Annotated in this window: 25 protein-coding genes; 13 read left to right on the top strand and 12 right to left on the bottom strand. The window is 63.1% G+C overall.

The window, feature by feature from the left end:
• The first annotated feature begins 10 nt into the window (after positions 1 to 10).
• The 3 genes from DXY33_RS01005 (at position 11) to DXY33_RS01015 (ending at position 1,409) form a co-directional block, all read left to right on the top strand.
• Complete coding sequence (locus DXY33_RS01005) at positions 11 to 751, top strand: type 1 glutamine amidotransferase (RefSeq protein ID WP_305791050.1); 741 nt, start codon at positions 11 to 13, stop codon at positions 749 to 751.
• Between the two features lie 191 nt (positions 752 to 942).
• Positions 943 to 1,110, top strand: a complete 168-nt coding sequence (locus tag DXY33_RS01010) for a DUF4278 domain-containing protein (RefSeq protein ID WP_114988753.1) — start codon at positions 943 to 945, stop codon at positions 1,108 to 1,110.
• Positions 1,111 to 1,232: 122 nt separating this feature from the next.
• Complete coding sequence (locus tag DXY33_RS01015) at positions 1,233 to 1,409, top strand: hypothetical protein (RefSeq protein WP_244275797.1); 177 nt, start codon at positions 1,233 to 1,235, stop codon at positions 1,407 to 1,409.
• Between the two features lie 84 nt (positions 1,410 to 1,493).
• Here the strand turns inward: DXY33_RS01015 and DXY33_RS01020 are convergent, their stop codons facing one another.
• From DXY33_RS01020 to DXY33_RS01040, 6 genes are all read right to left on the bottom strand, one after another.
• Positions 1,494 to 2,168 carry a DUF1028 domain-containing protein gene (locus tag DXY33_RS01020; protein ID WP_115131374.1) on the bottom strand — a complete coding sequence of 225 codons (675 nt, stop codon included), beginning with the start codon at positions 2,166 to 2,168 and terminating at the stop codon, positions 1,494 to 1,496.
• Positions 2,165 to 3,451 (bottom strand): Zn-dependent hydrolase, encoded by a 1,287-nt coding sequence (locus DXY33_RS01025; RefSeq protein ID WP_115131375.1) that lies wholly within the window; start codon positions 3,449 to 3,451, stop codon positions 2,165 to 2,167. Before DXY33_RS01025 ends, DXY33_RS01020 begins: the two co-directional genes overlap by 4 nt.
• Positions 3,452 to 3,545: 94 nt before the next feature.
• Positions 3,546 to 5,570, bottom strand: coding sequence for an asparagine synthase (glutamine-hydrolyzing) (gene asnB / locus DXY33_RS01030; protein ID WP_115131376.1), 2,025 nt, complete (start codon positions 5,568 to 5,570; stop codon positions 3,546 to 3,548).
• Positions 5,571 to 5,579: 9 nt separating this feature from the next.
• Complete coding sequence (locus DXY33_RS01035) at positions 5,580 to 6,695, bottom strand: aspartate carbamoyltransferase (RefSeq protein ID WP_115131377.1); 1,116 nt, start codon at positions 6,693 to 6,695, stop codon at positions 5,580 to 5,582.
• A gap of 161 nt (positions 6,696 to 6,856) precedes the next feature.
• On the bottom strand, positions 6,857 to 6,985 hold the full coding sequence (locus tag DXY33_RS12785) for a hypothetical protein (RefSeq protein WP_255477651.1): 129 nt from the start codon (positions 6,983 to 6,985) through the stop codon (positions 6,857 to 6,859).
• Between the two features lie 17 nt (positions 6,986 to 7,002).
• Positions 7,003 to 8,433: a sodium:solute symporter family protein gene (locus DXY33_RS01040; RefSeq protein WP_115131378.1), complete on the bottom strand. Its 1,431-nt coding sequence runs from the start codon at positions 8,431 to 8,433 to the stop codon at positions 7,003 to 7,005.
• 316 nt (positions 8,434 to 8,749) lie between these two features.
• On the opposite strand from DXY33_RS01040, the gene DXY33_RS01045 reads away from it, so the two are divergent.
• Genes DXY33_RS01045 through DXY33_RS01055 form a run of 3 tightly spaced genes read left to right on the top strand, consistent with a single transcriptional unit; the run spans position 8,750 to position 12,086 of the window.
• Complete coding sequence (locus tag DXY33_RS01045) at positions 8,750 to 10,225, top strand: circularly permuted type 2 ATP-grasp protein (RefSeq protein WP_115131379.1); 1,476 nt, start codon at positions 8,750 to 8,752, stop codon at positions 10,223 to 10,225.
• The gene (locus DXY33_RS01050; RefSeq protein WP_115131380.1) at positions 10,219 to 11,214 is read left to right on the top strand and encodes an alpha-E domain-containing protein; all 996 of its coding nucleotides are present in this window, start codon (positions 10,219 to 10,221) and stop codon (positions 11,212 to 11,214) included. Before DXY33_RS01045 ends, DXY33_RS01050 begins: the two co-directional genes overlap by 7 nt.
• Positions 11,187 to 12,086, top strand: coding sequence for a transglutaminase family protein (locus DXY33_RS01055; RefSeq protein ID WP_115131381.1), 900 nt, complete (start codon positions 11,187 to 11,189; stop codon positions 12,084 to 12,086). The genes DXY33_RS01050 and DXY33_RS01055 overlap by 28 nt, the downstream gene beginning before the upstream one ends.
• Here DXY33_RS01055 and DXY33_RS01060 read toward each other — a convergent pair.
• The 3 genes from DXY33_RS01060 to DXY33_RS01070 form a co-directional block, all read right to left on the bottom strand.
• Positions 12,074 to 12,565: a redox protein gene (locus DXY33_RS01060; RefSeq protein WP_114988886.1), complete on the bottom strand. Its 492-nt coding sequence runs from the start codon at positions 12,563 to 12,565 to the stop codon at positions 12,074 to 12,076. The genes DXY33_RS01055 and DXY33_RS01060 overlap by 13 nt on opposite strands.
• Positions 12,566 to 12,644: 79 nt before the next feature.
• Positions 12,645 to 13,688: a GTP 3',8-cyclase MoaA gene (locus DXY33_RS01065; RefSeq protein WP_115131382.1), complete on the bottom strand. Its 1,044-nt coding sequence runs from the start codon at positions 13,686 to 13,688 to the stop codon at positions 12,645 to 12,647.
• Positions 13,685 to 14,281 (bottom strand): molybdenum cofactor guanylyltransferase, encoded by a 597-nt coding sequence (locus DXY33_RS01070; RefSeq protein ID WP_256377182.1) that lies wholly within the window; start codon positions 14,279 to 14,281, stop codon positions 13,685 to 13,687. The genes DXY33_RS01065 and DXY33_RS01070 overlap by 4 nt, the downstream gene beginning before the upstream one ends.
• Before the next feature lie 262 nt (positions 14,282 to 14,543).
• Here DXY33_RS01070 and DXY33_RS01075 point away from each other — a divergent pair, with 262 nt between their 5' ends.
• Both DXY33_RS01075 and DXY33_RS01080 read left to right on the top strand, forming a co-directional pair.
• Positions 14,544 to 16,085 (top strand): NarK family nitrate/nitrite MFS transporter, encoded by a 1,542-nt coding sequence (locus tag DXY33_RS01075; RefSeq protein ID WP_006852085.1) that lies wholly within the window; start codon positions 14,544 to 14,546, stop codon positions 16,083 to 16,085.
• A gap of 82 nt (positions 16,086 to 16,167) precedes the next feature.
• Positions 16,168 to 18,399: a nitrate reductase gene (locus DXY33_RS01080; protein ID WP_115131384.1), complete on the top strand. Its 2,232-nt coding sequence runs from the start codon at positions 16,168 to 16,170 to the stop codon at positions 18,397 to 18,399.
• On the opposite strand, the gene DXY33_RS01085 is transcribed toward DXY33_RS01080, so the two are convergent.
• A complete protein-coding gene (locus DXY33_RS01085; protein WP_115131385.1) occupies positions 18,380 to 18,847 on the bottom strand; it encodes a nitrate reductase associated protein in 468 nt (155 codons plus the stop codon). The two genes, DXY33_RS01080 and DXY33_RS01085, sit on opposite strands and share 20 nt — an antisense overlap.
• Positions 18,848 to 19,125: 278 nt before the next feature.
• Here DXY33_RS01085 and DXY33_RS01090 point away from each other — a divergent pair, with 278 nt between their 5' ends.
• The 4 genes from DXY33_RS01090 to glp are packed head-to-tail and all read left to right on the top strand — an operon-like array spanning position 19,126 to position 21,895.
• A complete protein-coding gene (locus DXY33_RS01090) occupies positions 19,126 to 19,437 on the top strand; it encodes a hypothetical protein (protein ID WP_115131386.1) in 312 nt (103 codons plus the stop codon).
• Between the two features lie 52 nt (positions 19,438 to 19,489).
• Positions 19,490 to 20,188: a carbonic anhydrase gene (locus DXY33_RS01095; protein WP_115131387.1), complete on the top strand. Its 699-nt coding sequence runs from the start codon at positions 19,490 to 19,492 to the stop codon at positions 20,186 to 20,188.
• Complete coding sequence (moaC, locus tag DXY33_RS01100) at positions 20,185 to 20,661, top strand: cyclic pyranopterin monophosphate synthase MoaC (RefSeq protein WP_115131388.1); 477 nt, start codon at positions 20,185 to 20,187, stop codon at positions 20,659 to 20,661. The genes DXY33_RS01095 and moaC overlap by 4 nt, the downstream gene beginning before the upstream one ends.
• Positions 20,645 to 21,895 carry a gephyrin-like molybdotransferase Glp gene (glp, locus tag DXY33_RS01105; RefSeq protein ID WP_115131389.1) on the top strand — a complete coding sequence of 417 codons (1,251 nt, stop codon included), beginning with the start codon at positions 20,645 to 20,647 and terminating at the stop codon, positions 21,893 to 21,895. Before moaC ends, glp begins: the two co-directional genes overlap by 17 nt.
• Here the strand turns inward: glp and DXY33_RS01110 are convergent.
• The gene (locus DXY33_RS01110; RefSeq protein WP_115131390.1) at positions 21,880 to 22,689 is read right to left on the bottom strand and encodes a hypothetical protein; all 810 of its coding nucleotides are present in this window, start codon (positions 22,687 to 22,689) and stop codon (positions 21,880 to 21,882) included. The genes glp and DXY33_RS01110 overlap by 16 nt on opposite strands.
• Positions 22,690 to 22,748: 59 nt before the next feature.
• On the opposite strand from DXY33_RS01110, the gene DXY33_RS01115 reads away from it, so the two are divergent.
• Complete coding sequence (locus tag DXY33_RS01115) at positions 22,749 to 23,612, top strand: NAD-dependent epimerase/dehydratase family protein (protein WP_115131391.1); 864 nt, start codon at positions 22,749 to 22,751, stop codon at positions 23,610 to 23,612.
• On the opposite strand, the gene DXY33_RS01120 is transcribed toward DXY33_RS01115, so the two are convergent.
• Positions 23,576 to 24,004, bottom strand: coding sequence for a molybdenum cofactor biosynthesis protein MoaE (locus DXY33_RS01120; protein ID WP_115131392.1), 429 nt, complete (start codon positions 24,002 to 24,004; stop codon positions 23,576 to 23,578). The genes DXY33_RS01115 and DXY33_RS01120 overlap by 37 nt on opposite strands.
• Position 24,005 lies beyond the last annotated feature (1 nt).

The following is a 24,005-nucleotide window of genomic DNA, read 5'->3' on the forward strand; positions in this document are numbered from 1 at the left end:
CACGCTGCTGGTGGTCCAACACGTGGACCACGAAGACGCCGCACTGGTGGGAGAGCTGGCGCGGCAGCGGGGCCTGACACTCGAGATCCTGAGGCCCGACCGGGGCGACCCACTGCCGGACCCCAGGGCGTGTGCCAACAGCATCGCCCTTGTGCTCGGTGGCCCGATGAGCGTGAACGATCACGACCAACCAGGCATGGACTGGTTGCAGCAGGAACTGGACTGGTTGAGGGCCTGGCACCAGCAACGCCAACCGGTGCTGGGCATCTGCCTCGGGGCGCAGCTCTTGGCTGTGGCTGCAGGGGGCAGCGTTCAAGCGCTGCAGGTGGGAGCACCACCGCAGCAACTGAAGGAACTGGGGCTCGGCGCGATCCACTGGGTCGCGAATCCCAGTGATGAGGCTCTGCTCAAAGGGCAACCCAGCAGCACTCTGGTGCTGCATTGGCATGGTGATCGCATCCACCTCCCGGCTGATGCAACCCTGCTGGGTTCTTCACTGCACTGCGCCGAACAGGTGTTTCGGATCGGAGCCCACGCCATTGGCCTGCAATGCCACCTCGAGATCGATGGCGATGCGCTGGAACGCTGGATCGCCAACGACCACGACTACGTGGTGAACGCCCTTGGAGCTGAAGGGCCCGATCGCCTGACCCAGGACTGGCGCAGGCTGGGCACCACGCTTCAGGCACAAGGCCGAAACTTCTTCAATGCTGTGCTCAATCAACTGATTGAGATCAGCCAGACCCACTAATTCCTACGCACAAAAATAAACAAAACCAAAAACTTTTCTGAAGAGGTATCAACCTGAACACCACTTCGGCGTTTGCAGGAGCTTCAATATTTCTGTAGCAACAGCTACCGATCGTTCACTTCGCATCGCGCGAAGCGCAGTTCGCCTCAGGCCATGGAACGGGGACCTGAGCTTGCTTCGAGGACCATCCAATGACAACCCTTCTCTATCGCGGGCATCAGTACCAGCAAAACAACGCCACTCAGGGCAAGCCCGGGGTGCAGCTGGTTTACCGCCGCAACGTGTACCAAGCCCGCCAGATCAACAACCACCGCACTCCGGTGCAGCTCGTTTACCGCGGCGTGGGCTACACGCGCTAGGCCAACTTCTTAATCCGTAGCAACTCGAACATTCCAGTTCCGAGGATTGAGGCGTAATAGGTCCAGCTTCAGCCAAGACGTTGGATCTCATCACCTCTCGCCTCGACCAAGGCCTCGTGCAAGTGAGTCCTTCCAGCGTGCATGGAGTGTTCTGGCTGCAGACCCACTTTCCGTCTCAGGAATGGGATGCCCTGCTGTCTGGACAAGCCGCCTTTGGCATGGATTGCATCGATGACCTGATCACCGACGCCCGTCAGGCCGGCCTGAACGTGGAGTGGGAAGCATCCGTCCCTAGCTGAACACGCCTGAATTGAATCCCTAACAAAGCCCTGCACACGGCTGTGTTGCAGGGCTTTTTTAAAAGCGTCAACGAAGCAGCAGGCTCAAGCCACCAAGCGGTTGAGCATCGGCAATTCCGACAGTTCATCCCGCCACTCCTGGGCCCAGAGAGCCTGACTGCGCTCATACACCTCCATCAACTGCTCCACGGCGCGCTCGTGGAAATCAACGCGCAGATCCAACAGCGGAAAAGCCGCTTCACCGCTCACCTGCACCGCCGCTGACGTGCAGAAGGGAGAACGATGGTCACCACCAGCCGCTTCCCCGGCCTGGAGAGCCATCATCAGGCGGCGGCCCAGTTTCAAGCTGGGGTCGCTGGTGAGAAAGGCCTGCTCCATGGCTGCCAGCACGCCCTCATCCACCAAGCAATTACCGGCAACAGACAGATCACGCTGATGGCGATGCCCTGCCCAAGGGCCGCAATCCTGTCCCGTCCAACAGGCCGTGCGACCGTCCAGGTCGATCAGGTGAAACTGACGCCGGTCTCGGTGCTGGTCATCCGTCAGCAAGCTGGCCAGAACGCTCTCGGCATCGGAACTCTGCTCAAGGCGCTCAAGACCACAAATCCCCAGATACGGATTGGTGTGGGCCTGGGTGGCGACGGCACCTACACCGGCGCGGATGTGGGGCACGGTGGATCCAACGGCCAGGTGACAGGTGGCAACAGCCACGCCAAAGCGGCCGTTGCTGGGGTCTCGAGCAAGGATCGAAAAGGTCACGGCAGCTGACGGTCGAGCCGCTGCAACGTTTCCAGCAGCACCGCGGTGCCTGCCCAGCACTGCTCGTCGCTGGTGAACTCCGCCGCGGAATGACTCAGACCACCCCGGCTGGGCACAAAAATCATGCCCATTGGCCAGCGGCGGCCGACTTCCTGGGCATCGTGGCTGGCGCGGCTGGGGAGATGGCTGTGGGACAAGCCGAGATCGGCTGCGGCCTCAGCGATCGTGGCCATCACCACCGCATCAGCAGGGGTGGGATCAACGCTGAACTGGGGGTCCACCACAATCGGGCAGCCAGTTTCAACACCGATTCGTTCCACCTGCTGCATCAACTCCTCCACCAACTGATCGAGAACAGTGGGATCCACATCCCTGAGGTCAACGGTCAGGGCGACAGCGCCAGGAACAACGTTGGCGGCATTGGGCCAGACCTCCAGTCGACCCACCGTCGCCACCGGATCTCCGGGATGACGGGAGGCCATGGCCTCGACGGCAAGAACAATCCGCGAGGCCGCCACGAGGGCGTCCTGTCGCAGCCCCATCGGTGTGGTGCCGGCGTGGTTGGCCTGGCCCTGCACATTGATGCTGAACCGTCGCTGACCAACAACTCCCTCCACGACACCAATGGCATCACCGCGTTGCTCAAGAACGCCACCCTGCTCAACATGCAACTCCAGGAAAGCGGCATAGGCCTCGTCGGAGCGTCGGGCCGAAGCCAGGGAGGGCCAATGGCCGCCGATGCGCGCCAGGTTGTCCTGAATCGGCTGGCCGTTGCTGGTGGCATAACTCTTCGGGTCATCGCAGGCCGTGCCCGCCAAGCCCTTGCAACCCACCATGGTCGACTCCTCGTCGGCAAAGGCGATCAACTCGATGCCATGCCGCAGACGCAGGCCCTGGTCTTGAAGCGCGCGGCAGGCTTCGAGACCGGCCAACACCCCCAGAGCACCGTCAAAGCGTCCACCGGTGGGAACCGTGTCGAGGTGCGACCCGGTCACCAGGGCAGGGCGGTGGGGATCGAGGCCTTCCAGACGTCCGATCAAGTTGCCAGCGGCATCAACACGCACCTGCATGCCGAGCTGCTGCATCCAGTGGGCCAGCAACTCACGGCCCTGCACATCCTCGGGCGAGAACCCGCGTCGACAGACGCTGCCATCGGGCTTGGCACCAATACTGGCCAGCTGCTCAATCGTTCCGATCAGCCGGTCACGATTCGGACGTGCGACAACTTTGCTTGGCTCGATCCCAGTAGGGGTGGTCGGAGAAGCCGAGATGAGCGTGGGCAATGCCGTGACCTTCGTTTCAAACGGAGGTCAATAGTCACCTGAAAGACCGCGGAACCTTGTAGCTAGCGCAACGATTTAATCCTGACCAAAGAATTCAAACGGGCATCAGCACACGCCAGCCCAGTCGGTCCGCCTCGCGGCGGGCCAACGCGGGCACGTCTTCCGCCACAAACATGCGGTGCAGCATCTGCACACCCAGCAGGTGATTGATCACCGCATCCATCTGCACACGCTCAGCATCGGTGGTGGCCGGGTCCTCATGACGGGCAAACAAGGCGCGCACACCGGCTTTGCTCAACAAACCAGCGGCATCGATCGCCTCATCACTGAGGTAGTCGTCGGCGAGCTGCTTCATCTGCTCCCATTTCTCAGGCTCGGTGTGGGCTGGCGGGGCCATGAAGGCGAACTTCTCACGCCGGTACAGCACCTCCGGCAACAGGCCAGCCATGGCTTCCCGCAGCACGTATTTCTCGGTTTTCCCCTTGATCCGCAATTCGGGCGGCACCTGCACCGCCACCGCAGCCAGATGGTGATCGAGGAAGGCAGGTCGCGCCTCCATGGAATTGGCCATGTCGACCCGATCGCCACCCCAGGTGAGGATCTGGCCCTCCAGCATGGTCTTGATCCAGACGTACTGGGCCTTGTCCAGGGCATGGCGCCCGTCCAGTTGATCCGCATCCAGTTGCGCGGCAATCGCCTTGCCCGGTGAGTAACCCTTCAGGGCTTCGGCATGGGACTGCGCCAGAAGCTCCGGCACCAAGGGCGCGCAGGCCAGCCACGGCTGAAGGCAGCTGGGGGTGAAGCCAACCACCGCATCAAGATCGGGGTCATCCACCTGATTTTCAGCCAACATCGCCCCTTTCACCAGGGCATTGGACCGCTGCAACAGGCTTTCCCAGCTGGCGCGCTCCTCCTGCGGCAGGTCATCCAGACCATGGAGAAACATGTCGCGGCGAAAGGCGGGATAGCCACCGAACAGCTCGTCTGAGCCTTCGCCAGTCATCACCACCTTGTAATCCACATCATTGACATGGCGGCTCATCAAGAACTTGGCCACCGCCAGGGTGTTGTAGATCGTTCGCTCCGCATGCCAGATGGTGCGCTCCATGTGGCCATAGAGCTCCTGACCCGAGAGACGCATCAGATCCTGTTCAGCGCCGGTGGCTTCGGCCATCTCGCGGGCAATCGGCGACTCGTCGTAACGGGCATCGTCAAATCCGATCGTGAACGCCTTCACCGGTGCCTGGCTCACGGCTGAGGCCAAGCCGAGGATCGAACAGCTGTCGATGCCGCCGGAGAGGTAACAACCCACCGGGACGTCGGCCACCATGCGCAGTTCAACGGCCTCCAGCAATGCCGCACGAACGGCAGCGATGTGGTCGGCTTCGGTTCGCTTGGGGTCCCGCTCGTCCTTGCGCGGAAAGTCGACGTCCCAGTAGGTCGACTCCGACACCTCCAGATGCCCATTCACCCGTTGCACCTTCAGCACATGGCCGGGCTTCACCTGATGCACCCCGGCGAAGGCAGTGGTCCCGGGAACCATGGTCTGCATCAACTGGTGGAACAGACCCTCCGAGGTAAAACGTCGCTCCACCGCCGGATGGGCGAACAGCACCTTCAATTCGGAACCGAACACCAGACCCTCAGGCGTCATCGCCCAGTACTGCGGTTTGATGCCGAAGCGGTCCCGCACCAGGTAAAGACAGTCTTCGGACCGATCAAACAAGGCAAAGGCGAACTCACCGCGCAACAGAGGCAGGGTCGCCTCCAAACCCTGGCGTTGGTACAGCCGCAGCAGGATCTCGGAATCGCTCTTGCTGCTGAAGCGCACCCCCTGGGAGGTGAGATCAGCCCTGATCCGCTGGAAGTCGTAGAACTCACCGTTGTGGGCCATCAGCACCTCACCGTCATCGGTGAGGAAGGGCTGCCGGGCCCGTGACTCATTCAAGTCAATGATCGAAAGGCGGGCATGGCAGAAGCCGACGCCGGCCTGATCGAGCACCTCAACACCGAAGCCATCGGGCCCGCGATGGGCCTGAATCGCCGCCATGTTGACCAGCAGCTGGCGATCCACCGTCTGCTGACGGTCGGCATTGAAAACACCCCCGATTCCACACATCAGTCCACCTCAGATCACATCCATCACGCGTTCGGCTCGATCCACCATGCAGGTGAGCAGGGCCATCCGCAGGAACACGGCCCCCCTGGCCTGGCTGAAATACCAGTTGTGGGGCGTGTCATCCAAGCAGGTGCTGAGTTCCGCTCCCCGCGCCAAGGGATGGAGCACGATCGCTTCCGGTTTGAACGGCATGTCGCGGGTGAGGCGGAATCCTCCGCCGTGTACTTCATAGGAGTCGCCGACCCAGGCAATGGCATTGATATAAACGACATCCAAGTCGGGCACTTCAGCCTGAAGATCCGTGCTGGAGCGCACCTTCATCCCACAAGCTTCAAGCTCCTCCAATTGTCCTGGGTCGAACAGCGGCTGATCCGGCTCCAACTCGGGGGCGTGAATCACCACCACCTCGTCCACGGTCTGCGGGAATTTGGCCAGGATCCTCAACAGGGAGCGAACCGTTCGCATCCGCGAAGGGATTCCGACGATCCCAATGCGAATCCGATCAGCGGGTGCCACTTCAGCTTCAGCAAGCTTGGGGCGCCACTTGAAGATCGTGTACAGATCGGCCATCGCCTGGGTGGGATGTTCATCGATCCCATTTCCAGCGTTGATGATCGGGATCCGAAGGGTTGACGTCATCGCGTAGACGGCACCGGGATCGCTATCCCGAAGCACCACACAATCGCCGTAGTTGTTGAACATATGGGCGACATCTTCGAGAGACTCGCCCTTGGCGATCCCTGTGGTGGCCCTGTCGGTGATGTTGATGGAGGTACCGCCGAGTCGGTGCCAGGCACTGTCAAAGGACAGCCGGGTGCGCGTGCTTGGTTCGTAAAACGCGTTGATCAGAATCTTGCCGGTGAGTGGCGTGTTGTGACGGCAATAGCGATCTGGATTGCTCTCAAACTTCGCCGCCAGGCGAAACACCTGCAACAAAACCTCGGGGCGAAACGGTTGGATCGACACCACGTGCTGATCCACCAAATCCTTCAAAGGCTCAACGTCTTCGGCAATGGCAGCCAGCAGCTCCTGGGGTTGGTTCTGCCCGTAGACATCGGGCCCCATCGGCTCAAACCGAATCTGAACCAAAGACGCGTCCACAACTGCTGTTTTGGCCTGTGCCATAGCGGGATCGGATCAACACTCTGTTTGCCAAACCGAGTGCTAAAGCCAGGAACTACATCTTTTACCGGTAACAACAACCACACTGCTGCGTCCACGAAGAAGCAGCTTCTTAAGCAAAGATCCGGAAAGGATTGTGCTGGGGTGGACGGCCAAAGGAGACATCACCAAACCCGGCCATTGCGCCACTCCACCCACCAGATCAGCAGCAACACGAGCACCGACAGCACCAGGGCGAACTGACTGGCCACCAGCAGAGCCTGAAAGCCCGACAGACCAACAAGGCCGGCCATCAAAGGAAGCGTTTGAATCATCCCTCCTCCTGCAACAAGGTGAAGTCGAAGCGTTCCGGCCAGAAGCGACTGCCCATCAGCATCACAATCGCCGACACGGCCGCCGAAAACACAGCAGCGCAGTAAGGCGCGATCAGCACATAGGCGAGCAGGCCCACAACGCTGCCGGCGAGCATGGCCGCAATGGCAGCCGTGCGGTTGGCCGTGCGCCAGTAGAGCCCACACGCCACAGGCCAAACCGTGGAGGCCACCAGGGCACCCGTGAAGAACAGCACCGACGCCAGCGAATCCAGCCGTGGCCAAGACAGCGCCAGGGTGACGACGGCCAGTCCCACCACCATCAGCCGCGCCGCCTGCTTGAGCTGCAGGTCGCTGGCCTGAGGCCGCAACAGGCGGAAGTACACATCCTCCGCCAACAGATCGGCGGTGGATGCCAACAGGGAATCGAGGGTGGAGGTGAGCGAGGCAAACACCACCACAAACACCAAGGCCGCCCCACCCGCCCCGAGCAGATCGGCCGCCATCACAGGAAAGACCATGTTCACCTGCTCAAGGGGCAACTCACGGGCCAGGGCCACCAGGCCAATGGAGCCCGTCACCATCGGCACGCTCATCCAGGCGATGCCCCCCAAAACAAAAGAGGTCATCACCACCGAGCGCCGACTGGCGAACACCCGGGACCACCAGATGTTGTTGTGAAACACCTCGCCCATCGAAAAGAGGGCGGAATTCCAGGCGATCAACAAGCCCGCCGGCAGCAGCAGATCAAGCCGATCGGGATGCCGGGCCAGCAATGAGGCATGCACCTCGGGCATCGGGAATTGACGGAAGGCGAGCACCGCCACCACCGCCAGCAGCAGCATGATCAACAGCGACTGGATGAAATCGGTGCCGATCACGGCCCGCATTCCGCCGAACAGGGTGTAGACGGTGGCAACACCAATTACCACCACCATTCCCACGTGGTAATTGAAGCCTGAAAGGGCCTGCAGCAGCAGGCCAGCACCCATCGCCTGGGTCATCAGAAAGCCCAGGGTGTAGATCGCGGTGATCAGCATGAACACCCACCAGGCCAAGCGTCCGTAGCGCAATCGGATGAAGTCGCCACTGGTGCGACCGTTGGGCATCAACTGCTTGATCCGGGAGGCCAGGGGGGCGAACAGAATCAGGCCAAGCCCGGCCAGGGCATAGCTGAACATGCCCCAGAGGCCAGTTTTGTAGCCGAATTCAGGAGCGAGCAGGGTGGTGTTGCCGGTGACCCAGGAGGCCATCAACGTGGCCGTGCTCAAGGCCAGCCCGATGTTGCGCCCCGCCAGCATGTAGTCGTCGGCATTGCCTTGACCACGCCGGCCCCAGGCAATCCCCAGCGCCACCCAGAGAACAGAGAACAGCACCACCAACGCCCAGGCGATCCCGGGCTGAAGGAAGGGAACCGAGTCAGCGGACATCCGTCGACCCCCTGCGGTTCCAATACAGGTGTCCGCGCAGAATCATCACCACCGTCGCCGCAGTCACAACGGCACCAAGGGCAAAGATCAGTCGCGCCCAGAGCAATTCATCCAAGGCGAAGAGCGTTTGAACTCAAAAAACAGATAAGCAAAGGAGGCAGCCTGCCCTGGCCCTGTGCCCTCGATTCAGGTGCCTACGGATACCCAAACAACAGGCGATCAGCGTCCTCTTGCCTGAAATTGCGGAATGTGTAGCAACCACCACCCGAAGTGGAGTGGGGCGACGCCTTGGATACATCTCGCTTGTGCGATCAGGATGTTCACCGACTACAAACCGACGGTCGGCTTCGACGAATATTTCTGCGGTGAAACGGCAAGGCCGCGTGACGAACTGGCCACGTTGCTCACATCACTCGGGCAGATGGGATTGCCCGAGCTCAACCGCAGCCATGCCTCGGCCAGTCAGCTGCTGCGTCGCCTCGGCGCCACATTCCGCCTCAACGATTCCGGGCTCAAAGGCAGCGAACGAATCCTCCCCTTCGATCCCTTGCCCCGGCTGATTGGCCGCAGCGACTGGATGACCCTGGAGCGGGGATTGCTGCAACGCCTGGAAGCCATCGACTGCTTCCTCGCCGACATCTATGGCCCCCAGCAGATTCTCAACGACGGTGTCATCCCGAGGGAAGACGTTGAAAGTTCCTCCGGTTGGCGACCTCAGATGCAGGGCATCAGCCTGCCCCTCAACCGCTGGTGCCACATCTCCGGGCTCGACCTGATCCGCGACGGCCATGGCACCTGGCGGGTGCTGGAAGACAACCTGCGCTGCCCATCCGGTGTGGCCTACTTCCTCGAGAACCGTCGGGTGATGAAACGGTTGTTCCCTGGCCTGTTCGAAGGCCGTGCCGTTCAACCGATCGACGCCTATCCCTCCCATCTGCTGCGCACCCTTCAGGACCTGGCGCCCTGGAGTGACACCCCCCGCGTGGCGATCCTGACGCCCGGGGTGTTCAACAGCGCCTATTTCGAGCACAGCTATCTGGCTCAGCAGATGGGCATTCCTCTGGTGGAGGGACGCGACCTGGTGTGCGAAGACGGCCGGGTGTGGATGCGCAGCACCAACGGCCTCAAGCCCGTGGATGTGATCTACCGCAGGATCGACGACGATTTTCTCGATCCCACCGTGTTCCGCCAGGACTCGATGCTGGGGGTGCCGGGCCTGATCGACGTGCTGCGTCAAGGACGGGTCGCCATCGCCAACGCCCCGGGCACCGGCGTCGCCGACGACAAGCTGATCTACGCCCACGTGCCGGCGATGATCCGTTACTACCTCGATGAGGAGCCGATCATCGAGAACGTTCCCACCTATCTCTGTGCCCGACCGGACGACCAGCGCTACGTGCTCGAACACCTCGAGCAGCTGGTGGTGAAGTCGGTGGCGGAAGCCGGGGGCTACGGAATGCTGATCGGCCCCCAGGCCAGCCGAACGGAGCTGGCGGACTTCGATACAAAGATCCGTTCGAATCCCCGCAACTTCATCGCGCAGCCCACGCTGCAACTCTCCACCGTGCCGTCCCTCAGTGACGGTGAGCTCTACCCCTGCCACGTGGATCTGCGCCCCTACGTGCTGCGCGGCGCAAGCAGCTGGGTAAGTCCAGGGGGGCTGACGCGCGTGGCCCTGAAGCGCGGCTCGCTCGTGGTGAATTCGTCCCAAGGCGGCGGCTGCAAGGACACCTGGATCGTCGACAACCAACGGATGGCGGCACCGCAACCCCAGGAGGCGGTGCCGTGCTGAGCCGCGTTGCCGATTCGCTCTACTGGATCAACCGCTATCTGGAACGCGCCGAAAACATCTCGCGATTTCTGGAAGTGAGTGAAGCGATGGCACTGGACTGTCCTCCGGGCAGCGCCGAACCGTGGCTGCCGCTGGTGGAGGTGACGGGGGATCGCCACCGCTTCGATAGGGCCTACCCCGATGCCACGCCCAAACAGGTGGTGCACTTCCTGCTGCGGGACCGCAGCAATCCCAACAGCATCGTGAGCTGCATTGCGGTGGCGCGGGAGAACGCACGCCAGATCCGGGATGTGATCACCACGGAGATGTGGGAACAGATCAATGATCTGCACTGGAGCCTGCAGGACGACGAAGACATCTGGCGGGAACCGGTGCAGGAACAACTGCGGATCATCCGCCGCGGCTGCCAGCTCGTGTACGGGATCACCGACACCACCCTGAGCCGTGATTTGAGCTGGCTGTTCAGCCAGCTGGGACGTCTGATCGAACGCGCCGACAAAACCTCGCGCATCCTCGACGTCAAATACTTCCTGCTGCTGCCCTCCCCTGAGGAGGTGGGCGGCGTGCTGGATGAACTGCAGTGGATCACCCTGCTGCGCACAGCGGGCGCTTATCAGATGTACCGCCAGAGCATTCAGCACGCGATAAGCCCTGCCTCGGTGGCCCGCTTTTTGCTGCTGGATCCCAGCTTTCCTCGATCGGTGCGGTACTGCCTGCAGGGCATCAGCGACACCTTGCAACAGATCCAGCAGCTCCCGAGCCAAGACACGCCGGATGACCTCGACTGTTTGCGCGGACAGCTCCTGGCCCGCTGGAGCTACGTGCGGATCGACAACCTGATTGAAGCCGGTCTACATGAAGCCATTGATCAGCTTCAGCAGGACCTCAACCAACTCCACAACCTGATCCAGACCCGCTACTTCACCAGCGCCGACCTCCGTTCCATCCCCACCGATCCCGCATGCGCGCTCTCATCGTTCACCGCCTGACGTATCGGTATGACGCCCCGGTGTTCCTCGGGGAACATCGCCTTTGTCTGAGGCCTCGAGGGCAGGGGTTTCAGACCCTGCTGGAGCACCAACTCAACGTGCTGCCGGAACCGGAGCAACGTCGGGAACTGGTGGCCGCCAGCGGCGATGAAATCCAACGGCTCCGCTTTCTCGGCAGCACTGATGAACTGATCTTTGAGGCCCGCAGCCTGGTGGAGACCCGACCGGCAACCCCGCTGGAGAGCTGCTTCAACGGACTGGAACCACCCCTGCCCTACCCACGCGGCCAGCTCAACAGCGATCTGCAGGGCGCCCTGGAGGGCTGGTTGCCCAACGGCCAACACGAACCCTCGGCCATCGACCTCACCCAAGAAGCCCTGATGGGCAGCAACCAGCAGACCCTGGCCTTTCTGAAGCAACTGATTGAACTGATTCAAGAGCGGGTGAAATACACCCAACGCCATGTGGGACCCGCCTGGCCGGCGGGCCGAACCCTGCGCGAACGGATCGGCTCCTGCCGTGATCTGGCCATGCTGATGGTGGCCTGCTGCCGCGTGGTGGGTCTTCCGGCCCGATTTGTGAGCGGCTATCAACTGCAGGAACCTCCCCCGAAGGAGTACGACCTGCATGCCTGGACAGAGGTTTACCTGCCGGGGGCGGGCTGGCGGGGCTTTGACCCCAGTGCCGGGATAGAAGTCAACGAGCGCTATGTGGTGCTGGCCACCTCCTCCAAGCCAGAACTCACCGCAGCCGTGAGCGGCAGCTTCAACGGTCCGGCAGGAACAAACAGTGAACTGAACTGGCAGATTCAGATCAGCGAGGACGCCTCCGCATCTGAAACCCCCTCACGCAACCTGGTTCAGGCCGCCTGAAGCAACGGTTCCACACCGTGCAACTGGGGCTTCGGCGCTGAGCTGTGGGTGGCTGCCATCAAGGCCGGGATCTCGGCGCTGTTGTAGACGCGGAATTCCCTCACCAGAGAAGCGCCCTCCTCACGAACCGCCTGGTTCAGAACGACGGAACCATCGGGATCGGAGATCGAGCGGTGGAAAGTGCCAGGAGGGATGCGAAGGATGTCACCACCGCTCTCAAGCCGAACGATGTGGAACGGCTGTTCCCAGGCCAGGTTCACCAGAAAGAAGGTTCTGCCGCCGCTTGCCGCGAGCAGATTGTCTTCTTGATGAGGATGGAGATAGAACTGCCAGGCTCCGCTCTCCGGATCGTTGGGGGGCGACACGGCGGGGCCGCTGTGAATCACCAGGTCGCGCGCGTTCGAGGTGTTCACGGTGACGTCGAAAAAACGAACCGACGGAGTGTCGCGGAAGCGCTCGTAGGCCAGCAGTTCAAACATGTCGATGGACCCTTCGGGATCCTTCAGCTGCCCCGTTGTACCGAGGGCATCAGGCAAAAACGGTGACGGTCACGACGGTTCAGCCCCCCAAATACGCCATTTCCGCATGGGTTGACGCAACGGCGGCTGGATCACGCTCCTCGCTGTAGCGGTCTTGACGCCGCTGCCAGAGCTGGCGCATGGCCTGCTCAAGCTGACGCTCCGAGGCGAGCGCGGGCTTGAGATCGGTGCCTTCAGCAGAAAACAAACAGGTGAACGCCTGCCCATCGGCAGTGACACGCAAGCGGTTGCAATCCCCGCAGAACGGCTCACTGATGGAGGCGATCACACCGATGGAACCGGCGCTATCGCCATAACGCCAACGCCGGGCCGTCCCACCCCGCGGGCGACCCAAAGGCTCCAGGGGCCAACGGGCATGAATGTGCTCCACCATCTGCGCCGCCGGCAGCACCTGATCCAGCGTCCACTGGTTGCGGTTGCCCACATCCATGTATTCGATCAAACGCAGCTCGATCCCCTGCTGCCGGGCCAAACCGGCCAAGGGCAACAGTTGATCGTCATTGATCCCCCGTTGGATCACGGCATTGAGCTTGAGCTCGCCGCATGAGGGATCAAAGCCAGCGGCGCAGGCCGCCGCGATACCGTCCTGCACCTGGCGCACCAGGCGGTCTCCAGCCACGGCACCACCCTTGAGACCAGCCATGCGCGCCGCTGCCTCCCCTTCCGCCGCATCCAGGCTGATCGTGATGCGATCCAGCCCTGCGGCACGCAACGCCCGCGCCATCGGTTCCGACAACAGCACCCCGTTGCTGGTGAGCGCCACGGCCTGCAAACCAGCGATCGGATCCGAACGATCCCGCCGGGCCTGGGCCACCGCCTCCAACAACGGCAACAAGCGCCGGCTCAACAACGGCTCTCCACCGGTGAGCCGCAGCGTTTGTGCCCCCAGGCGCGTGGCCACACGAATCACGCGCATCTGCTGCTCCAGCGTGAGCAGGCCAGGGGGCTCCTCCAGATCCGGACAGCAGTACGGACAGGCGAGATTGCAACGGGCCGTGAGCGACAACCGCAACACCCCGATGGGCCGGTTGAGGCGGTCTGCGAGCGGCAACGACGTGCTCATCCCTCCAACGCTGCCAGATCTGCAGGGCAATTGGCATTCACCAACGCCTCTTGAGGCAAGCGCACCGCCTGATGGGGAACGCAGGTCAACCAATCCATCCAGCGCAACTCTCCGCGTTGCAGTTGCTGATCAAGGCAGGAGCGGAAGGGAGAACCGGAGGGGATCACCGCCAGCAACGGCTGCAGCCGTTGCCCGTCATGGGCCACCGCTGCTTGATCGGGGGCACGATTCCAGGCTGCGATCAGCTGCCGGACAACGGCGGTGCGCAAACGGGGCATGTCCACCGGCAGCACCAACAAAGCCTCCCCAGGCCGAGACGGCAACAGCCTGGCCAGCGCCTGCAGAGGACCATTCCAGGGAGGGGGCTCCAGCAGCAAGGAACATCCCGGCCGGTGGGCCAGCAGCTCTGCATGGGCGGCATGACGACTCAACACCTGCACCGGATAACCGAGGGGCAACAGCTGGTCGACCAGGGCCGTGAGCCAGACACCACCGGAGGGGTGCGGCAAGAGGGCCTTGTCACGCCCCATGCGACGGCTGCTTCCGCCACTGAGCACACAAACCCGCAAGCCTTGGTTCACATCGTCGACCAACAATCTGCACCAGCAAAGTCCAACAACCCACAAAAGTTGCAACCGCTACCAAACCGCTGCGGCACAAGATCACCTGATCCGATCAATCAGCCCCATTGATGTTTGCCTGGAAACACAAAAACACAAATTGGTAACCAATCCGACCAAACACGGGCCCGACGAATTGATTAACTGCGCGGGTTAAACGGATTCTCTTTTCGACCGTTTTGCCATCCCCGGGCACCTTTCCTTTTGAAGCCCGAGGTTCCTTCTCTTCTCCTCAATGCTTGGCGACCTTTGGTCGTTCCAGGGCAGGTACCGAACCCTTCACCTGACCTGGATCGCCTTCTTCCTGACCTTCGTGGTCTGGTTCAACCTGGCCCCTCTGGCCACCACCGTGAAAGCGGACCTGGGTCTGACCGTTGGTCAGATCCGCACAGTGGCCATCTGCAACGTGGCCCTCACCATTCCGGCGCGCGTGCTGATCGGCATGCTGCTGGACAAATTCGGACCCCGGATCACCTACTCCTCGATCCTGGTGTTCTCGGCGATTCCCTGCCTGCTGTTTGCGTCCGCTCAGGACTTCAACCAGCTGGTGGTGGCCCGTCTGCTGCTCTCCATCGTTGGCGCCGGCTTTGTGATCGGCATCCGCATGGTGGCTGAGTGGTTCCCGCCCAAGGAAATCGGCCTGGCAGAAGGCATCTATGGCGGCTGGGGCAACTTCGGCTCCGCCTTCTCCGCCCTCACCATGGTGGCCCTCGCTGGCTTCCTCTCCTTCTCCGGCGGTTTCGAACTGCCCACCGGCGCAGTTCTGAACTGGCGCGGTGCAATCGCTCTGACCGGCATCGTCTCCGCCGTCTACGGCTGCTTCTACTTCTTCAACGTCACCGACACCCCCCCCGGCAAGACGTATCAGCGCCCTGCGAAAACCGCAGGTCTGGAAGTCACCTCGATGCGCGACTTCTGGGGTCTGCTGGGCATGAACGTGCCCTTCGCAGCCATCCTCTGCGTGCTCTGCTGGCGCCTGACCAAGGTGGGCTTCCTCACCGCAAGCACCTACCCCCTGGCCCTCGGCGCCGTCGCAGTCTGGTTTGCATTCCAGACCTGGGGAATCATCCGCACCAACCGCGACCTGATCCTCGGCAACAAGGTTTATCCCAAGGAAGATCGCTATGAGTTCCGCCAGGTGGCGATCCTCGAGCTCACCTACATCGTGAACTTCGGCTCCGAACTGGCCGTGGTTTCGATGCTGCCCACCTTCTTTGAAACCACCTTCGATCTGCCGAAGGCCACCGCCGGAATCCTGGCGTCCTGCTTCGCTTTCGTGAACCTGGTCGCCCGTCCTGCTGGCGGTCTGATCTCCGACCGCGTCGGCAGCCGCAAGAACACCATGGGCTTCCTCACCGCCGGACTCGGCGTGGGCTACCTGGTGATGAGCATGATCAAGCCCGGCACCTTCACCGGTACCACCGGCATTGCCGTTGCCGTGGTGATCACCATGCTCGCCTCCTTCTTCGTGCAGTCCGGTGAAGGCGCCACCTTCGCGCTGGTGCCCCTGGTGAAGCGTCGCGTCACCGGTCAGGTGGCCGGCCTGGTGGGTGCCTACGGCAACGTTGGCGCTGTGACCTACCTGACCATCTTCAGCCTCCTGCCGATGTGGATGGGCGGCGGCGGCGAGCCCACCCCCGAGGTGATCGCGGCTTCCAACAGTGCCTTCTTCCAGATCCTGGGCGTGGCCGGTCTGATCGTGGCCTTCTTCTGCTTCTTCTTCCTGAAGGAGCCCAAGGGATCCTTCGCAGACCTGCACGAAGGCGAAACCGCCTGATCCATCTCCTTCCGCAGCACCCTGTCGCTGCATAACGACCCGGAGCTTCGGCTCCGGGTTTTGTTCTTTTTTTGGTTCCTACATGACCAACCCACGCCGCAGCGTGCGCAGCCAGTGCCCCTACTGCGGCGTGGGTTGTGGCCTGGAGCTTTTGCCTCCTGCCGTGAAGGGTGAGGCCGTGAAACGGGATGCCGAGGGCAACCCGATGTGGACCGCCCGCGGCGACCGCGAACACCCCTCCAGCCTTGGCCAGGTCTGCATCAAGGGCGCGACCGTCGGCGAAACCCTGGCCCCAGGCCGCCTGCGCCAACCCCTGTTCCGCCCGACCCTGGAGGACGACTTCGCGCCGATCAGCTGGGACGACGCCCTGAACAAAATCACCGGCCAGATCCAGGCGAGCGTGGCCCGGCGTGGCAACGCCGATGGCATTGCCATGTATGGCTCCGGTCAGTTCCACACCGAGGATTACTACCTCGCCCAGAAGCTGCTCAAAGGCGCCCTGGGCACCAATAATTTCGACGCCAACTCGCGGCTGTGCATGAGCTCAGCGGTGGCGGGCTACACCCGCAGCCTGGGCTCCGATGGTCCCCCCTGCAGCTATGAGGACCTCGACCACTGCACAGTGGCGTTTCTGATCGGCACCAACACGGCCGAATGCCACCCGGTGCTGTTCCAGCGGCTGCTGAAGCGGAAACGCAAAAACCCTGGCAGCGTGAAGATCGTGGTGGTGGATCCACGCCGCACCGACACCGCCAAGGCCGCCGATATCCACCTTCCGATTGCACCGGGCAGCGACCTGGCCATGCTGCACGGCATTGCCCACCTGGTGCTGCGCGAAAACGGCCAGGATCCGGCCTTCATCGACGACCACACCGAGAATTACGACGCCTTTTTTGACGTCGCCGCCCGCTGGACCCCAAGACGGGTGGCCCTGTTCTGCAACATCCCCGAAAAACGCCTGCGGGAAGTGGCGGCTCTGTTCCACCGGCGCGAGAAGGTGCTCAGCCTCTGGTCGATGGGGGTGAACCAACGCCGTGAAGGAACGGCCGTGGTGCAGGGGTTGATCAATCTGCATCTGCTCACCGGCCAGATCGGCAAGCAAGGAGCGGGCCCGTTTTCCCTCACCGGCCAACCCAACGCCATGGGCGGACGTGAAGCCGGAGGCCTGGCCCACCTGCTGCCGGGCTACCGCCTAGTGGCCAACGCCGAACACCGCGCCGAAGTGGAGCAGGCCTGGCAGCTGCCGGCAGGACGAATCAACGCCAAGCCCGGATTGGCAGCCTGGCAGCAGATCGAAGCCATGGAACAGGAGGCGCTGGATCTGTGGTGGGTGGCCGCCACCAACCCCCTGGTGAGCCTCCCGGATCTCGACCGGGTGAAGTCAGCCATGCAGAAGTGCCCGCTGGTGGTGGTGAGCGAGGCCTACGCCGACTCGGAAACGTCCCACTACGCCCATCTGCTGTTGCCCGCAGCCCAGTGGAGCGAGAAGGCCGGCGCCATGACCAATTCCGAACGACGGGTCACCTACTGCCCGGCCTACCGGCGTCGTTTCGGCGAGAGCCGTCCCGACTGGGAGGTGTTTGCCGAGGTGGGCCGGCGACTGGGCTACAGCGAACAGTTCAACTTCGAATCAGCAGCTGAGGTGTACGCCGAATTCACGGCTCTCACCCAGGGCAGGCTTTGCGATGTGAGCGGCCTCAGCCATGAACTGCTGGAAGGCGAAGGACCGCAGCAATGGCCCTATCCCAGCGGCAGCACCCCCACCACAGAGGCCAAACGCCTCTACGCAGACCATCAATTCGCCACCCCCAACAAACGCGCCCGCTTCAGCACCGATCAACCGCTGGGACTGGCGGAACCCCCCTGCGACACCTATCCGTTGGTGCTGACGGTGGGTCGCTACCTGGGCCAGTGGCACACGATGACCCGAACCGGCAAGGTGGAACGGCTGATGAAACAGCATCCCGAGCCGCTGCTGGAGATTCACCCCGGTGACGCGCAGGAGTTGAAACTGCGCAACGGTGAACTGGCGGCGATCAGCTCACGCCGCGGCCACCTCACCGCCACGGTGAAAGTCACCGATCGCATCCGGCGTGGGTCGGTCTTCCTGCCGATGCACTGGGGATTCACCCAGGAGAAGGCCTGCGAAGCCAACACCCTCATGCACGACGAGGCCTGCCCGGTGTCAAAGCAGCCTGAACTCAAGGCCTGCGCGGTGATCGTGGCTCCCGCCGTCTCGGTGGTGAAGCCCGTTGAACAGCAGAAAGGACGATTAGAGGCCCTGCGCCGGCTGCTCACACCAGCACTTCGCTGAAGGCTGCCTCAAGGTTGTGGTGGTCGTGCCCAGGCCGAACCAACTTGCACAAGGCAAAGCGATCCAGCTCACTGAGCTGGGTCCACTGCTCCAGGGTCAGCGCCACACCCCGCACTGTGGCCGCCTCCTGCACCACAGCGGGCAGCTCCGCCTGCTGTTGCCAGAGGGCACCACTCACCGGTGGCAGATCCTTGGCCATGCCATCGGCCATGGAACGCGTGCAATCGCGCAGGTGTTGGCGCAGCTGCTCGAGAGCATCGGCCCCATCCGGCCAATCCACCAGGGCTTGACGTTGCTCCTGGGAAAGTTCAAGCCAGTGGTTGAGCTTCAACTTCACCCCACACAGATCCAATTTGCGTCGCACACAAAGAGGGATGCAGCGCCAGTTGCCGATGAAATCCTGTTCAAAGGCAAAGCAATGGCTGGCGGAATTACGACGGCTGGACATCAACCAAAGCCTTGATCGGTGTCAATGATGACAACGGAAGACCACGGAAACAGAGATGTTTAACCCGATACAAATGTTGGTCAGTGCGCTTCGCCCTCTCCCTCGGAATGCTGCTGGGAATGTCCCATGGATGGGTCACGGCTGATGCACTCCAACAGCAGCCCATGCAGGGCTTTGATCCCATAGAAACTGTTAATTCCGCTACACAATTCAACCCATTTAGTAGTCGTTCACACCAATTTTTTCCATACTGAAGCTCTGTCCAAAGAGTTTCTGCCGTGACCAGCAGCATCTCGTCCGCTTCCGGCCGCAGCCCCATCACCCTGGCCGCCGGCTTCCTGGGTGCCTTCATCGTTGGTTCCCTCGCCGTGCAACTGGTGCGCAGCCAGTCGGCTTCCGTTCAGGCCGGTGCCGCTGGCGTGGAGCCGGTGATCGCCGGTCCTGCCGCTCTCTGGGCTCCCTTGGCCGATCGCGACATCGCCAGTGCCACCACAGGCGCAACAGCCCAACCCACTGCTGCCATCCAGCCCGCCGTTGAGCCTGTTTTGGGCTCCGAAGCCACCCTCTGGTCTGCCTTCGGCGAGCGCTGATCGCACTACCCACGTGGCACATCCCACCAGCCGGCCCGCATAAGGTGCCGGCATGGGGATTCAGCGCCGTCACTTCCTCCAGCAAACGGGCGGTCTGGCCTTGGCCGCCCTGATGCAAGCGCGCCCCGTTGAGGCAGCAGAGGAGGGGTTCTGCAGCCCGAATGATCCACTCGAGGCCCTGATGGCGGGGAACCGCCGATTTGCCGAGGCCTGGCGCCAGGGCAAACAAGACGACGGAACGACACCCCGAACGGCGGGTGCTGACCCGCGCTGCTTCAACTCCCCCAGGGCATTGGCCACCAGCCAACATCCCTGGGCCACCGTGCTCACCTGCTCTGATTCACGGGTGTCGCCGAGCTGGGTGTTCGACACCACGCCTGGCGAGCTGTTCGTGATCCGCAACGCCGGCAACACCGCCTTCACCGAAGCCATTGCCTCGGTTGAATACAGCGTCAGCGTTCTCAAGACGCCACTGTTGATGGTGATGGGACACAGCGGCTGCGGAGCCGTGACGGCGGCGATGGACACCAACCCGCTGACCCCCTCCCTGGACCGACTGATCCAACCCATCCGGGAGAACATCAACGGCAGCAGCGATCTCGAGGACGCCGTGAGGCGCAACGCCCTCGCCAGCGCCTCCACCTTGATTCAACGCAGCGCCGTTCTGGCTGAGGCCAAAGCCAGCGGTGCGCTGAAACTGGTGGTGGGTTGTTTCCAACTCAGCAGCGGTGTTGTGAGCTTGATCGAATGACGCAAGACCTGAGTCATCTGAACCAGCAAGGCGAGGTTCACATGGTGGACGTGGGGGACCGGCCGACCACCCACCGCGAAGCCCATGCCCGTGGCGCCATTCGCATGGACGCCTCAACCCTCGGCCTGATCCAGCGGGGCGAGACACCGAAAGGAGATCTTCTGGCGGTCGCCCGGGTGGCAGCGATCCAGGCCGCCAAACGCACCTGGGAGCTGATTCCCCTGTGCCATCCGCTGCCACTCAGTGGCATGGATGTGTCGATCGACGCCGACGCCTCCCTGCCTGGCCTGGTGGTCCACTGCCGTTGCCGCACCACAGGTCAGACCGGGGTGGAAATGGAAGCGATGACGGCTGTGTCCGTGGGGCTGCTGACCCTTTACGACATGCTCAAGGCGGTTGATCCAGCCATGACGATCGAGGCGATCCAGCTGGAGTTCAAGGAAGGAGGGCGGAACGGTGTCTGGAAACGCTGAGCCCTACGGACGCGAAGGGCTACCCCTCGAAGAGGCACGTCGACGGGTTCTGGCGGCGCTTCAGCCGATCACAGCCAGCAACACAGTGCCGCTGCAGCAGGCCCTCGGCCGGGTGAGCGCTGCGGATGTGCTGGCCAGCGCGGCAGTTCCGGGGTTCCGGGCCTCGATCATGGACGGCTACGCCCTGGGGCAGAGCCACCAGCCCAAACCTGGGGACACCTGGCAGCTGACGGGACGCTCCGCTGCCGGCCAGCCGTTCAACGGAAGCCTGGCCAGCGGCGATGCAATCCGCATCCTCACCGGCGCTCCACTGCCGGACGGTGCCGGCTGGGTGCTGCCCCAGGAGCTGATCAGCGTGGACGGCACCAACCTCCAACTGGTGAAAGAGGCGTCGGATCGTCCCTGGATTCGCCCCGAGGATGAGGAATGCAGACCGGGAGACCTGCTGCTGGCCGCTGGAGAGCGCCTCGGTGCGGCCGATCTCGCACGCCTCGCCGGCTGCGGCATTGCCGACCTAACCATTGCTCAGCAACCCCGCATCGGGCTGCTGATCAGCGGGGACGAGCTGGTGCCACCCGGAACAGCGCGGCAACCCGGTGCCATCTGGGAGAGCAACGGCACGCTGCTGGAGACGATGCTCCGGGCCCTCGGGCAATCGGTGACCCAGCGACGGGTGGTGGCCGATCAACCCGACGCCCTGCGCCAGGCCCTGCTGGATCTGGCCCATGACTGCGACGTGGTGGTGAGCACCGGCGGCGTCTCCGCTGGCGACACCGATTGGATCCGACCGCTGGTGGCGGAGATGGGTGCCGTGGACTTCTGGAAACTGTTCCTACGCCCGGGGCGCCCCTTTGCCTTCGGCAGCATCGGTGAGGGCGTGCCGTTTTTCGGACTGCCGGGCAATCCCGTGGCGGCGGCGGTGACCGCCCTGCAACTGCTCTGGCCCGCCCTGCAGGTTCTGGAGGGCCAGAGCGAACCGGAACTGTTCCCCCGGGTGATGGTGGAACTGGCCGACCCGTTGTCCCGCCGACCGGGACGGCCGGAATTAGCTCGGGCCCGCCTCGACACCAACGCCGCAGGAACGCTGCTGGCACGGGTGGATGGCTCGCAGGCCTCGTCCAGGATCGGTTCCCTGCAACAGGCCGATCTGCTGCTGGAACTGCCAGCGGAAGCCGGCCCGCTCGAAAGCGGCACCCGTCTCTGGGCCCAGCTGATTCGTCAGCGGATTTTCTGAGCCGTATCAGGCTGAAAGCAGCGGCGCTCCCAGGCCATGAGCTGGCCGGATGAATCGAAATGGATGCTGATCTGCTGAAACAGGTCAGCGCCGAGACGGCCACCGATCTCGAGGCTGAAGGGCGCACTGGGGAGCTCACTGGGCACCGAGAACACCAAGCCGTCGGGCATCACAGCTGAGCAGTCGTTGTGCAACAGCTGGCTTGGATCGAACACCAGCGGAGTGGCGTCCTCCGCCTGGCCGTTCACCCCCGCCTGCGGTCTGAGCATCTGCCGCTCGCCACTCCATCCCTGCACCGGCGCCAGCAGGGCCTCGGGTGTCCCGCATGCGGGACGGTCGGATTCGGCATCGGTGCTGTTCAAGCAACGGAAACCCACCGCCCCAACACGCTGCAAACGCCAGCCGCCGTCAAGCGGTTCCCAGAGCAGCACCAGCATCGAGCGGGAACGACCGCAGAACAGGTTGATCTCATGGCCGAAGCGGGGGCGATCGGGATCAAACCCCCGGCTGGACTGACCGCCCGCCCCGGGAAACTGCCAGCAGCCTCCGCCGGCGTTGTAGGTGTCTCGACTTATCGGGTAGGTGGCCTTACCCCCGGGGGCAAAAGCCAGACCCGATCCATCCCACACCCCGTGGTCGTCATCGGAAAAGGAAATCGCGTAGGTGGTGGGGTCGATCCGACGGGTCGGATGCTGCAGATCCAGCCGACCGCTGCCGTCCCGCTCAAACCAAGAACCACAGCCTTGCCAATGGCCCGCAAAATTGCGGCGGTTGAGGGTCCATTGATCAGTCATGTCCGTGACGGCATGGAACGGTCGATCTCCTTAGGGTCGCCCGAGCAGCCATCCCCGCCATGGACCTGACGATCGTTGGCTGCGGCTACGTGGGGCTCGCTCTGGCGGAGCGGCTGCAACCAAGACGCCCCCAGCTGAAGCTGACGCTGACCACCACCAGCAGCGAACGGCTGGAGCAACTCAGCCCCATGGCCGATCGGGTGGAGCTCTGCGACGCCACAGACCCCGTGCAATTGCGGAACGCCCTGCGGCAGAGCAGCAGCGCCGTGTTCTGCCTCGGGCCTAAGGGAGATCGCCAAGTGGATGCCAACGGCTACCGCCGCACCTTCGTCGACAGCTTCCATTGCCTGACGTCGCTGTTGCCACAACTGCCGAAACTGCGGCAGATCGTCTACACGGGCAGTTGCTCGGTGTACGGCGATGCCGCGGGGGACTGGGTGGATGAGCAAACGCCTCCCGCGCCAGGCCGCGGCCATGGCGATGTTCTGCTGGAAAGCGAACGACTGCTCAGCGGCATCAGCGGCCGGCGGGTGTGCATCCTGCGCCTCGGGGCGCTCTATGGCCCTGGCCGCGATCTCGACCGACGCCTGCGCGGGCTCGCCGGACAGGAACGCCCTGGCAGCGGAGCGACCTACAGCAACTGGCTGCATGTGGCGGATGCCGCCGGTGCCCTGGAAGCAGCTCTCGATGCTGAATGGGCCGGTCTGGTGAATGTGGTCAACGACGAGCCGATTCGGCTGCGGGACCTGGTGGAGCGCAGCCTGCAGCGCCAGGGTCTGGCCCCCGTGCGCTGGCTTGGGCAGGACGAACCGGGTTCAGGGGGCCGGCGGATCCGCAACAACCGGCTCAAACAGCTGGGCTACCAGCTGCAGCACCCACGCCTTGATCAGAGTGGCGTGTTGGCCTCCAGCCAGGTGCCCTGACCAGCGCACCACTCCCGCTTCCAGAACGGGGCCTGGTGCTTGAGTTGCTCCAACAAGGCGGCCGAGCAGCGCTGCGCCGCCCCACGACGATCGGCCTGCACCGCCACCAGCACGATCGGCTCACCGGGGGTGAGCTTGCCCACCCGATGCAGCACCAGAATCGGCCCCGTCCGGTGCTCCTGCTGCAGGCGCTGCGCCATGGCCGTGATCTGACGTTCGCAAAGGCCGGGGAAGTGCTCCAGCTCAAGTACCTCAAGAGGCCGGCCATCCATCGTGGAGGGACGCACCCGACCCATGAAGATCGCCGCGGCCGCGGCATCCCCGCTCCAAAGCGCCAGTTGCTGCCAAGGATCAAAGGGATCCGGGCACACCTCCACACGGCAATCAGTCACG

This window comes from Synechococcus sp. N26, assembly GCF_900473975.1.
Taxonomy (GTDB): Bacteria; Cyanobacteriota; Cyanobacteriia; order PCC-6307; family Cyanobiaceae; genus Parasynechococcus.